7 protein-coding genes and 1 pseudogene are annotated in these 13,321 nt (G+C 40.4%); 5 read left to right on the top strand and 3 right to left on the bottom strand.

The window, feature by feature from the left end; all coding sequences use genetic code 11:
• Nucleotides 1-1,993 (top strand): annotated as a pseudogene (locus RMZ95_RS11435) (PBS lyase); the annotation flags it as partial.
• Nucleotides 1,994-2,589: 596 nt separating this feature from the next.
• On the opposite strand, the gene RMZ95_RS11430 reads toward RMZ95_RS11435, so the two are convergent.
• Together RMZ95_RS11430 and RMZ95_RS11425 are read right to left on the bottom strand one after the other, a co-directional pair.
• Nucleotides 2,590-3,045: a cupin domain-containing protein gene (locus RMZ95_RS11430; protein ID WP_194042486.1), complete on the bottom strand. Its 456-nt coding sequence runs from the start codon at nt 3,043-3,045 to the stop codon at nt 2,590-2,592.
• Nucleotides 3,046-3,160: 115 nt separating this feature from the next.
• Nucleotides 3,161-3,955 (bottom strand): cysteine hydrolase family protein, encoded by a 795-nt coding sequence (locus RMZ95_RS11425; protein ID WP_322684163.1) that lies wholly within the window; start codon nt 3,953-3,955, stop codon nt 3,161-3,163.
• A 629-nt stretch (nt 3,956-4,584) separates the two neighbouring features.
• Here RMZ95_RS11425 and RMZ95_RS11420 point away from each other — a divergent pair.
• From RMZ95_RS11420 to RMZ95_RS11405, 4 genes are all read left to right on the top strand, one after another.
• Nucleotides 4,585-4,869 (top strand): hypothetical protein, encoded by a 285-nt coding sequence (locus RMZ95_RS11420; RefSeq protein ID WP_322684162.1) that lies wholly within the window; start codon nt 4,585-4,587, stop codon nt 4,867-4,869.
• The gene (locus tag RMZ95_RS11415) at nt 4,850-5,800 is read left to right on the top strand and encodes a hypothetical protein (protein WP_322684161.1); all 951 of its coding nucleotides are present in this window, start codon (nt 4,850-4,852) and stop codon (nt 5,798-5,800) included. The genes RMZ95_RS11420 and RMZ95_RS11415 overlap by 20 nt, the downstream gene beginning before the upstream one ends.
• 234 nt (nt 5,801-6,034) lie before the next feature.
• On the top strand, nt 6,035-6,265 hold the full coding sequence (locus tag RMZ95_RS11410; RefSeq protein ID WP_322675137.1) for a hypothetical protein: 231 nt from the start codon (nt 6,035-6,037) through the stop codon (nt 6,263-6,265).
• 525 nt (nt 6,266-6,790) lie between these two features.
• Nucleotides 6,791-7,648, top strand: a complete 858-nt coding sequence (locus RMZ95_RS11405; protein WP_409882447.1) for a hypothetical protein — start codon at nt 6,791-6,793, stop codon at nt 7,646-7,648.
• A 2-nt stretch (nt 7,649-7,650) separates the two neighbouring features.
• Here RMZ95_RS11405 and RMZ95_RS11400 read toward each other — a convergent pair whose 3' ends face one another.
• Entirely contained in the window at nt 7,651-13,122 is a 5,472-nt protein-coding gene (locus RMZ95_RS11400) for an AAA family ATPase (protein ID WP_322684159.1), read from the bottom strand.
• Between the last annotated feature and the right edge of the window lie 199 nt (nt 13,123-13,321).

The raw sequence follows: 13,321 nt of genomic DNA, 5'->3' as shown, positions 1-13,321 counted from the left end.
CGCCAACATCCTCAAAGATGAAAAGGTTGACTCAAATGTTCGTGGCAGGGCGGCAGAGGCATTGAGCAACTTCAAGCAGGCGGCGGCTCCATACATCCCTGAAATCCTCAAATTCCTCAAAGATGAAAAGGTTGACTTTAGTGTTCGTGGCAGTGCGGCAGTGGCATTAGCGAATATCAGAAAACTAGAGTTAAAAGAGGTTGTTGTAATTCTGAATAATATTTATGAGCCTGGTAATTCAGAATACTTAAATTGGCGTTTTCTAACCTATTTCCTGGGCGGTGGCACTGAGGAAGTGAAAACTCTATTGAAATGGCTCGGCTCTCCTCAAGCAACTCCTGACAAACTCTCACATGATGAAGGCATCAAAATCCTCAACCTATTTCTGCAAACTTGGAATAATAGCCAAGGACTAAAAGGCTTACGCAACGACTTAGCCAAGCAAATTTCCGAAGTCGCCGCTAACAAAAACGTTCCTTGGAAATGGCAAGATATTAATTTACTGCAAAGCCATTACAACAACCTTAAAAAAGTCAGCCCCACTGATGCGAATGCGGTGCAGTCAGTAATTAATAATCTGGAATATTGGCGGTGGTTTTTCAAAGCCAGAATTACCATCCTGATTCATGCTGCCTTTTGGCTTGCCCTGATCTTTGCCTACCCGAAATTCCCCCAAGTCCAAGCCATCTTCTTCTGGAACCCTTGGGTACGCCGAATCTTAGGCGTCGGCTACGTCGGCTTTCTCCTCACCTGGTTTCCCCCCTTCCGCCGCAAATTATTTGAACCATTCAAACCTTCCCTATTAGCCGATGCCGGGTTAGATAATTTTGATGACCAATCATACTTCCCAGAATCTCAAGTCAAAGTTCCCACTTCAGGAGACATCCAGCCAATTACCGCAGCCTTACCCAGTATTCAAGGACAAATTATCTTAGAAGGAGATTCCGGCTTAGGCAAGTCGATGTTTCTCCGCCATCTGTTGAAAAATCAAGAGCGCATTGTCGTTTATCTCCCCGCCCAGAAATGTCATAAAGGCGTAATAGAAGCCATCCAAGATAAGCTACACGGCCAAGCCCAAGATGCTGGCTTCCTGAAAAACCTGATTTACAGTGGTGCAATAGATATCTGCATCGACGGACTCAACGAAGTCACCGCCGAAACACGCGCCAAAATCTGCCAGTTTGTCGAAAGCTATTTCCGGGGCAACATTATCATGACTACCCAGCCCCTTGAGTGGACACCACCCTCAACAGCCAAGATATATAAATTGCAGCCCCTTGAGCAACAACAAATTCAAGAGTTTTTGATATCCCGTCAGCCGCGACTACCCCAAGATGCCAAAATTCAAGGTGCTGATTACGCCAAAGCCTGCACCGATTATTTAACAGAAGTCTTCCAACAGCAACAAGCCAAAGAAGAGTTAGATGCTATCCGCCGAATTCTTTCCAATCCAATGGATCTAACTGTGGTAGCGCTGATGTTATCACAAGGCAAACACCCAAACTTATTTCGCCTGCAACAACAGCAATACAATTTAATGGCGGCAGAATACCTGAAAGAATGGAATCAAGAATTTCCCTTAAAGAAATTCTCCGCCGCCGTCTACGAAATGCGACTCAATGACAAACAAGCCTTACCCGCCGATGAATTTCACCAAGTCGCCATGTCTTTGTCAGACGAGAAATACAAAATGGTAGTCAGCCGTCAGTGGCAAGATGAAAAAGGCGAAGCCAAGAAAGAATGGTGTTTCCGCCACGATAAAATCATGGATTTCTTCTTAGTGCAAAACTTTCTCGGCGAAACTGATGCCGCCGAAGGACTATTAGTTGATAGAATGGGCGATCCGCGTTTTCGTGGCGTTTATTTCTTGCTAGCAACCTTACTTGAGATAGATGCAGCCAAAAAACTGCGGGAAGAATTGATTCAATACGCCGCCGATACTAAAGACAATACGGTGAGTAATACTTTCGTGCAGTTATTAAGAACTAGATAGTGCAATACACTTGGCTTTGTGGAAATTTATCTGTTAAGGCAACGTGAGTTCGACAAGCCCTTTTTTGACCTCTCCCCCAACCCCTCTTGGACACGGAGCTACGGTGTATACACAAGTGTTGGTGCAGTGTATCTATCCCGCCTCGGAATAAATTCCAAGTCTCATAACCAAAGTCCTCTAAAAGAGGACTAAACTAAATTTCTTGTTTAGTCCTCTAAAAGAGGACTTTAGCTTATCAGCCCGGAACTTTAGTTCAGGGCGGGATATTTGCTCAGTGTGGGACTTTCACTTGAACAGAAATATTGGGTGGGTAGGATTTTTAGAGATGTGTGTACACCGTAGCCGACACCCAGAGGGGAGAAAACCCTAATTTCTCATTGCTCCTCCCTTTCCCCGTGGGAGAGGGAGGTTGTCCGGGAGAGGTTCATCGAACTCACGTTAAGGCAGGCTATTCTTGAGCAGGAAAGGCAGAGGCGAGGCAAGATAGAAGCGCAATGTGAGATTTCATTTATTAATAAAGATATAGCTACGGCAAAACTTGTGTGTACACCGTAGCTTTGTAAGAGAGAGAAATAGAACAGAGGTTTCAAATATCTTTAACAAGGCATCAAAGCATCAAATCTCCCTATTACTGCCATATCTTCTTCATCTAACTCCGCCGGAATCCCACTGCGAATCAATTCCGAAAAGTCTTCATTGGGAATCATCACAGTCAACGTGTACAAGCGAGTAGAACCAGTATTTTTAATCAAATGAGTACCAGTGGGAGGCACTAATAAACTATCTCCAGCTTTGATCGTGGCACTCTTGCCGTCACATATAGCGATCGCTTCCCCTTTGAGAACAAAAAACATTTCCACCGCCCACTGATGGCGATTTGGGGGTGTTTGCCCACCAACATCAAAAATTTCTATGCAGCAAGTCAAAGAAGTATTAGCATTTGTCGAATCGAAGATAATTGCTAATCGATTAGAGGCGTCGGGACTGATGCGATATACTTGGTAATCTTTGCTAGATTTGATAACCGGAATTACACAACGAGTAGCGTACATTTATTTATCCCCTCTGAAGTTATCGATGGGTATGAAAATTTCTAAAATCTGAGTACTGAATATTGAGTCATTAGTTGTATCTCTAAATCACAAACCCGCTAATTACTCCTAACTCCTAACTCCTAACTCCTAACTCCTCACCATTTTGCAGCGCTGTTAAAATTTCTTGCGAGTCAGTGACAAAACCGAAGCATTGTTTGACATTGTACAACGTCGCCAGCCAACAATATTCAGGAGAAGTTGTGGCGGTGCAGTCTTTAACCAATACGCAGTCATATCCTAAGAAGTTGGCATCACATAAGGTAGTCAGCACGCATTGATCGGCATTAACACCAGCAAAAAATAATGTTGTCCTTCCCAAATTCCGCAAGATACTATCTAAAGGTGTATCCCAAAACCCACTCATGCGGTATTTATCCACACGAATATCTTCGGGTATCTGTTCTAGCTCGTCTACTACTGCCGCAGCCCAACTACCTGCCATAAGTACTCTAGCACCATTGCTTGGTAGTGGATCGCCCAATCCCACACCTTCCCCTGTGGGATTATAGACGTGGCGCGAACTAGCACTAATATTGAGCAAGTCGGGACGATTACCCCAATTTATCCAAATGACTGGAACGCCAACCTCACGCAGTTCTGGAAGTAAGTTATTCAAAGGTTCAATAGGCTGACGCGTTGGAGTTACGTCCACACCGATATGCGCTAACCAGCCATCAGGGTGACAGAAGTCGTTTTGCATATCAATGACGAGGATAGCAGTCTTTGCCAAGTCTAGGCGCAGGGTTTTAGTTTCTGTTGATAAAATAACGGGTTGTGGGGGCTTTTGAGGACGAGTGATATCTGCGATCGCATCATTCACTGTCCACGCATTTGGTGCAACTCCCAATGTCCTTAATGGTAAATTCATAAAATTGCAATACCCAACACCATTTTCTATTTTGTAACTTGAAATTCAGTTGAGAATACAATTACTTAATCAAGGTTAAAATTGATCAATTGCGGCAATAATTATTTAACCGTAGTCAATGGGAGACCAAGCGCAAGTCTGAAACCGTCGCGCAAATTTAAGCACATTATCGTACGGTTATGGGGTTGTAAAATACAAGTAGACACAAGAAACACTATAAAATAATAACAAGTTGTTAAGCTTAGGACATCATGCAGAGTGAGCATGAAATTATCACTTAGTGATTTATGTGCAACATTTCAAGAATGTACACTTTGGACAAACAACATTATTAAAGATAGTCTGTCATCTCGTTTAGGCATCCTTGAAGAAAGTATCACTGATATAAACTTGGTAACAATTGCGCGAAAGCACAGCGATTTTATCCTGACTAAGAAATTCAGTCGTAGAGAAGAAGGATCACAAAGTTGACGGGACTTGGTAAATTTATAAATGGCAGGAGAGGACAGCCATCGCGTATCGAATGGAGTCAAAATGCGAAATCTTTAATTGATGCAGCATGTAATTCTGATAAGTCTGATTCAACGTTAGAAGAAGAGTCTTCAGGTCTTGATTCTGAGCAGATAGATGTGATTGATTCTACGCCAGTTTTCAAGGATCATTCATCGGTCAGCCAGACACCTGCTGCTGAATCTAAATCTCATATCGAGCTACCGTCCTTGCGGGGTACAACACTGAGTGTTATGCCGACTACTATTTCAATTAATGTTGACATGAGTGAATGGGATACCAGCAAAATCATTACCTTCTTCAAAGCGACTCACGGAATTTTTGACGATGATCGAGAATCTGACTTATCAACTACCTGCTCACAAAGTATCAGTGAGTCTAGTGATGGATATAGTAATTCGTAGTTCCTATAGTAAAGCCAACCTAGACTCTTTGGAAAAATATACAGGAAAAAGCAAGCCCTATGTCAAAAGTGCAGTTGATGCGGCTTGCTTACTTAGAATGATAGACAACCAAGATAATGGTTATTTTGCCACGGTCAAGCAATGCTCTGAGTTGCTTACTGCTAAACCTTCTGAAAAGTTGAAGATTGCTGTATTTAGAAAGTGGCTTCAAGCATGGGAGCCTTTTATTCTTTTTCTTCGTCACTTAGCGATGGGAGATAGCCTCGAAGTATCAGCTAGGAGGCTAAGTTCTTTTTACTCTTTTAATAAGGATATTAAAGCAATTTTCGAGTTGCTAAGTCTGTGGGCTAAGACCTGCAATTTAATTGATGCTAAAGGATCTTTAATCATCAAAGAGTATGAATTAGAGGTAAAAGAGCTAACAGAAGATTTTTCTAGAGATTTGCTAGATGATGTAGGAGTAAGACTTTACTTAAACAGAGTCCTTGGTGATGAGGTCTTCCAATGGCTTACCCACAGTGAACTTGAGGAATTGGTAGCTAGTCTTCTTACTTATCAAGATAACCCAAGAAGTGCTATCGAATGTTCAAGAAGAGCTTACGAGGATATTTTGAGAAGGCTTTCTATTGAAATTGGAACTATTGACGTAAAAAAAATTGGAGCAAAGTCTGGCATTTCAGAATTAGCCAACGGTGTTTTGTATGCTTACAGGGATGATTTGGGAACTGCTTATAGTTTCATTAACACTAAACAACGTGATATCTCACAAGCAATCGGATCTATTCGTAATATGGCAGGCCATAGCATGGAAGCCAAATCTATGGAGCGATGGGAACTAAGTTCAACCGCAGCTATTGGCAAAATACTGACAACTATCTCATCAATAAGAAGTCTTTTCCACTACATTAAGTACAGCAAGTACTTATTCTAGTCAGGTATCGTGACTATTATTAAGTAGTGGCACAAGCTAACATTGCATTTGTTGAACATTTTAAAATAATTGGGTATTTGAGCGATGTCTACGACGGGCTACGGCTACGCACCACACTTGCTCATTGCGTTTGGATTAGAGTCAATGATGTCGTTAGGCATGAGAGCTTGATGAATAGAGAGAGGCGATCGGTGTTAGCTTTAAGAGCAAAGTGTTGTACAAGAGCAATTCACCATGTCGTCAGCAGCAATTACCACCGTAATCAAAATGATGGAATCTTTACCCATTGAGGTGCAAGATCGGATTGCAGAGCATCTGCGAGAGTACATTCATGATCTGCAAGATGAAATCAGATGGAATGAATCGTTTCAGAGAACACAATCAAAACTTATTACTGCTGCTAAACAAGCCAAACAAGAAATTGCAGAGGGACAAGCTACTGCAATGAACTACGACCAGCTATGAAGTCAGCAGTACTTCCTTCCTTTTGGTCTGAGTATCGACAGTTGAGCAGCGAAATTAGGCAAAGTGCCAGGAAAGCATATAAGCTGTGGGCAGAAAATCCATTTCACCCGTCTTTACATTTCAAGTGCATCAACAATCAGGAAGGGATTTGGTCAGTGAGGGTAACGCGAGGCTGTCGAGCACTTGGAGTTTTGGAACAAGACACAGTGACATGGTTTTGGATCGGTAGCCATGACAATTATGAGCGTTTTTTTGGGTGAGTCTGTCAGCAACCCGACACGTCACAGCGATCGCTTAGAGATTATATAGCGGTTCTCAGTTGAGTGCAGTACAGACCTAACCCCCAACCCCTTCCCTACTAGCGTTGGGGAGTAAGATTCAAAGCCTCTCTCCTTTTAGGAGAGAGGAATGGAAGTGAGGTCAAAAATGTACTGCACCTAAGCGAAAACCGCTATATCCTGGGTGTTCGATCTTATCTATCACCAGTTATCTTGGTCGTTATGTCGTTGTATTTATCTTTATATAGTGAGTAAATTTCAGGATTGGTTCTGGGAAATCAAAGAGTGCAGACAAGGCCCTCACTACTACTTCAGTGCCACTTTTGCTTTGTCTGATGCTGAACGCCTTGCGGCTTTGGTACGCCAGCATCCACTGTCTGGCTTTAAACATTGCCACTTTGTTGGCAAATTAATCAATGCGCCATGTGGAAACTCCAATACTCCAGGTTCTTACGATTTGTATGTTGACCAGAGCAACTATGCTGAAGTAGTGTCAGGTATACAAAGAGATGAACCTATAGTTACTGTTGCACACTATGTCTGGCAAATTATTGGTGTTTGCGATCGCAATTTTGGCATCGAGTCTGGTTATGGTGGGATAACTGGCACAAATAACCAAACTGACACTTCATTGATTGTAGCGCTGGCGCAGTCACCAGAACTCACCTTAGTTGATTGGAGAGTCGTTTCTGGGGGAGACGGTTACGCATTGGTGTTTTTTAGAACTGGCACATCAGCCGCAGAATTGCTTGCTTACTTGCAGATGCAGCCGGAAAAGCCTGACTTCACGCAAATAGAAAAAGAGTTACGTTTAGCTTTATCAGATCCAGCATTGTCTAAAATTTATCGTTTGGGCGAGTGTAAAATCAATGGTTGGCAGCTGGAAGCGATCGTTTTGCATAATATTGAAAAAACCACAAGCAGCTATGGTGGTGAAGGATGGGACATGACACCACACACTACCAAGCTTTCAAAAGTCGCCCAAACTGTTAGCGATAAATGCAAGGTTCCAGGTTGTGCAGGGGGTGCCGCACACGCGCCAAATGACTTCTACACACTCATTGGCAGCCATCTTAGCTTTGGCTACCCGCGCCAAGAGGGGTAATTTTAAATTGGAATTTGAATCACAAATTCTGTACCCTCTCCCTGTACGGAATTAACATCTAGAGTACCGCCATGTTTTTCTACAATAATTTGCCGAGCGATCGCTAATCCTAATCCTGTACCTTTACCGACAGATTTAGTTGTAAATAAATGGTCAAAAATCTTTTGTTTAACTTCATCAGACATTCCCATCCCATTATCTTGAATGTAAATTAAAACTCGCTCTTTGTCTTCACTCAAACAAGTTTTAATCTCAATTTTATTATTAATGTCGTGAAAATTATGTCCAATATTGGACTCCTCTAAAGCATCAATGGCATTTGCCAATAAATTCATAAATACTTGATTAAGTTGTCCAGGAAAACATTTTACTAAAGATATATCCCCGTATTTTTTCACTACTTTAATATCTGGATGTAGTTCTGATGCTTTTAAACGATGCTTCAGAATCAAAATTGCACTGTCGATACCATCGTGAATATTAAAAGCAACTTTGTTTTCTGTATCTGCTCTGGAAAAGGTTCGCAAACTATTGCTAATACTCCGAATTCGATCGATACCTAATTTCATCGAAGAAATCATTTTTGGCAAATCTTCTCGGATATATTCTAGGTCAAGTTCGGCAATTTTTTCTTCAATTTCTACACCCGGATTTGGAAACTTTTCTTGATAAAGCTCGATGAGGTTAAACAAATCTTCGACTAAATCAACAGCAGGTTGAATATTACCTGCAATAAAGCCTACAGGGTTATTGATTTCGTGGGCTACACCTGCAACCAAATTACCTAATGCTGACATTTTCTCACTTTGTACCAGTTGTAGTTGCATTTGTTTTAAATCTGTAAGCGAGTGTTCTAATTGTTGGGCATTCTCTTGCGATCGCTGATAGAGAGAAGCGTTTTCTAAAGAGATTGCAGCTTGTGAACACAATAGGTTGATTACTTGCAATCTATCATGAGTAAACACTCCAGCAATTAGATTATTTTCTAAGTAAAGGATGCCGATTAACTTCCCTTGATGGAGAATTGGAGTACACAGCAAACTCTTCGGTTGTTGTCGGATAATATATGAGTCGGAGGTGAAGGAATTGTTCGCAGTTGCATCATCTATTACCAATGTTTCTAAGGTGCGTTTGACATAGTTAATTGGAGTCAGAGGAATATCTTGGCTGAACTCAATGGGAATAGATTGCAGAATAGTTGGCACTTGCTGAGATGTTGCGATTGCTTCAATCACCCAAATATTATCTTTAAGTAAAATTAAAGCAGATTTTTTCGCTCCAGTATTCTCCATCACCACTTGCATTAATGTAGAGAGCAACTTCTCTAAATGAATTTCGCTAGACAGTGCTTGAGAGGCTTTAAGAACACTTGCTAAATCTAAAGCATCTGAAATGCTGGCGCTGCTGGATGAAATTGTCGTATCAGCAGTAAAAGTAGATAGGGACATGTTATGGAGAGTAGATGCTATTTCTGTAGGATTAAGGCGAATTGTTTCCCATTGGAGAATCTGGGCAAGTAATTGAGGATAACGTTTTTCTAAATCATAGACTTTGGCTTTAGCGCCCCAACGAACATAGCAGTAGTAAGCGTTTATCAGATAGGTTTGGGCAATTTGCTCTTTACCCCATCCCAAATAAAATTTGGCAGCGAGTTCGTTAGCCAGAGCTTCTTCTTGAATATATTCATTTTCTTTAGCTCCCTGAATGGCGCGATTATACATTTCCATTGCTTGAATATATTCGCCGAGAATACGATAGCGTTCAGCCTCCACTAAATGAAACTTATGTAAATGATTCATCGGCGCATGAGCCGCCCAGTTCTGCATTTTTTCCTGATTTGCTGTAACCTTTTTGAGAATGAATACTTGCTTATCTTCAGAAGCATCATAATATACGGCTAATTGGCTCAGAGAATCATAAAAATGAAATAGAGCAAAAATAATACTTCCAAGAAGACTTTCTAAATAATTCTGTACTAAGTCAGCATTTTCAATAGCATGAGTATACTCAGCAAATAAATAACAAAGAACCAATTTATTAAAATACAACGAACAAATCATAGTTTGATCGTTGCCTTGGAGATGAAGCGGCAACATGGTTTCTTCATTGTAAGCATCACCGATTAAGCGGCAAGGGTTTTGATTTTTTGAGAGTAAGTTAAGCACTACTTGCCGATAGAGTTCATTTTTATGTAAGGATGGTTCTTGACGAATTTGTGCGAGTCCTTGACTATAATTTCCTATTTCCTGTGCTAGAGAAGATAATTCTTTACCAGCAAAATATGAACTCAAAGAATAATTACATGCACAGTAACCTGCAAATTCTAAATCTCCTGTTTCTACCCCGCTATAATAAGCTGATTGTATAGGAAGTAAAAGTTCATTAAGATGCTTCTTCCAATGATTCAAACAGCCATAAACAATCATATATGTTTTAGCTATGAATTCTTTAGCATTTAATTTATCTAATAGTTTTAGACTTAGTTGACCGAATTGATAACCTGAATCAATGTCTCCTACAATCCCGCCAAGAATCAGCCCATAAGATGAATATCCATAAAGTGAATTAGCGGTATTTCCATAATTGAGGGATAAATTAACCTGTTTAAATAATATTAAGGGATAGAGTTCTGGGATAACTAAATAAGCGGCAGCAGCAATATTTGTCAAAATATTCATGGCTGCTAACTTATCTGGCTCAGTCATTAATTTTAACTCTAGTAACCCTTCAATAGATTTACCATCTAAAGCTAATTGTGTTTCCTGTAGTCCGCGGTTAATATCTTCTGGTGTTGGCTGTTCGGGCAGTTCTATTCCCAATATCTTGAGAACATGAAGTCCCGTTTTTATAGCTTCCCACATTCTGTTTTGTGCTACCTGAGATAAGATTCTGACTTCGTAGGCTTTGACTCGATCGATCGGTGTTTTGCCATGTTGTAATATTACTTGTATACATTTTTCCATCTGTTCAAAATCACCGTTAAGATGGGCGACTTCGGCAGAGGTTGAGTACAGTTTTAAAGCCAAGTCATACTGATGTTGCCAACAATCTTCTGTGAGTAACTTAATTCCAAAATTTGTGTATTCTACAGCGGCTTCATAAGCAGTGGAAATTTTGGCTTTATGACTTGCAGTTAGATTTAATTTTGCCAGTTCTTCTCGTTCCTCTGGTTGAGTAATTAATTCAACTCCTAAGTTTAACTGATTGACTAATTTAAACAAATGTCCTTCGCGTTCTTCAAGCGAGATATTCCTCAACATTAATTGCCCAATTTTGAGGTGTACTGTCTGCTTTTGATTTTCAGGAATTAGAGAATAAGCAGCTTGTTGAACGCGATCGTGCAAAAACTTGTAGGAGCAGGAAGTAGAATTGAGCATTGAGGAATCAGAAGTAATTATAGATTCTTCTAATTCCTGTTGATAAAACTTGTAAACTTCAGTGGTGGGTATGATTAAACCTTCTTGCAAAGCTTTCCATAAGTCTATTGCTGTATCTGATAGAGATTTTTCATAGACAATTGCGAGAGTTGCTAGGTCAAACTGATTATCAATAGAAGCTGCAAGCTGCAAAACTTTTTGAGTTGCTTCTGGTAACTTCTGTAACTGAAGCACCATAAACTCTACCACATCCTCAGTAAATGCTAATGCTCTAACCTGAGCAAGATCGCACTGCCAATGACCGATATCAAAGTTATAGTTAATTAACTTCTCTTCGTGTAGAAACTTAAGAAACTGATTAGTAAATAAGGGATTGCCTTGAGTTTTTTGATATACTAAGTCTGTGAGAGGTAGAGCAACCTCTAAGTTAGATTTTAGAGTATCAGTAATTATATGATTTAAATCTGTATAATTGAGAGAAGCTAAAGTAATAGTATTAAAGTTTGCCCCATTTTTACGAATTTTTGCTAAGGTTAACATCAAAGTATGTGCTGGATATACTTCATTGTCTCGATAAGCACCAATAACTAACATATAGTGAATTTCGCTTTCACTAATTAGTAATTGCATAAACTTTAGAGATGCTGAATCTGCCCATTGTAAATCATCCAAAAATATTACTAATGGATGTTCTTTGGTTGTGAAAACCTGAAGAAATTTTTGAAACAGTAAATTGAAGCGATTTTGTCCAGCAATCCCTGAAAGTTCGGGTACTGGCGGTTGTTGTCCAATAATTTTTTCTAGTTCGGGAATAACTTCAATAATTACTTGAGCATTTTCACCCAAAGCTGTCATAATTTTGGCTTTCCATTGTTCGAGTTGGGCATCGGTTTCACTCAGTAATTGCCCCATCAAATCTCGAAATGCTTGGACAAAAGCTTTTAAAGGAATATTGCGTTGAAATTGATCGTATTTTCCTTTGATAAAATAACCCCGCTGTCGCACAATGGGTTTATGAACTTCGTTAACAACGGCAGTTTTTCCAATACCAGAGAAACCTGCTACTAAAATCATTTCTACCCCCCTTAGTCCCCCCTTAGCAAGGAGGGATTCAGGGGGGTTAGCGACTCTATCAAATGCTGCGAGTAAGCTTTCTACTTCTGCTTGCCGACCATAGAGTTTTTCTGGGATGATGAAGCGATCGCAAATATCACGCACTCCTAACTCAAAGACATCAATCCTGCCAGTTTCTCGCCACTGACGCCAGCAAATTTCTAAGTCATACTTCAACCCCAATGTACTTTGATATCTATCTTCGGCGTTTTTTGCCATCAGTTTGCCAATGATTTCAGACAGAATTGGCGGAATTTCAGGATTGAGACTATGTACCTGTGGAGGAAGCTTTGCCAAATGACAATACACCAACTCCATCGGTTCATCAGATTTGAAAGGTAACTCTCCGGTGAGGAGTTCAAAAAAGGTGACACCCAAGGAATAAAAGTCGCTGCGATAGTCAATTCCCCGGTTCATTCGTCCAGTTTGTTCGGGAGAAAGGTATGCTAACGTCCCTTCTAAAATATTTGGATTAGTCAGAGTTTGCGTTTCTCTAGAAAGTAAGGAGGCGATACTAAAATCGATCAGTCTTATATCTTTTGTGGCAGGGTTGATCAAAATGTTAGCGGGTTTGATGTCTTTGTGAATCACCCGATTGTGATACAGTCCATCAAGAATGGAGACAATTTGCAAAGCAATGTGAAAAAATGTCTCCAACCCATCAGCAGTTCTCCCCATCCCCCCATCTCCCCACCTCGCCATCTCTTCTTGGAGAGAAATCCCTCCCAAATCTTCCATAACTAAGGCATAGCTGTTTTGATAGTTCTCCAGGCTATAAGTTTTGATAATGCCGTCAATGTCTAGATTTTTGGCAATGGTGTACTGATTGCGGAACCGCACGAGTTCATAAAATGTCGGATACTCACGTCGCAACAATTTAATTACTACTGGTTTTTTATCTGATTCTCTAATGCCGCGATGCACTAGGGTTTTAGATCCCGAATAAATTAGTTCATTTATTTGATAACCGGTCAGTGCCACCATAATTCTCTTTTCCCTCCAAGATTAATTTTTTCTTGTTTACATTGGTTGTTCCTATTAATACAAATGTGCTTAAGGTTTGGGAAGACCGTTTTGTAACAAGATATGAATGTGCGTAGGCGTAGCCCGTCGTAGACATCGCTAAATTCTTACAGCAGATTTGAGGTTAATGAGGCACACTAAATATTAGTGCATCAAGAAT

The organism is Nostoc sp. DedQUE07, assembly GCF_034530975.2.
In the GTDB taxonomy this organism is placed as follows: domain Bacteria; phylum Cyanobacteriota; class Cyanobacteriia; order Cyanobacteriales; family Nostocaceae; genus Nostoc.
Note: the sequence above shows the minus strand (reverse complement) of the source record. Positions and strands in the feature narration are given on the sequence as shown.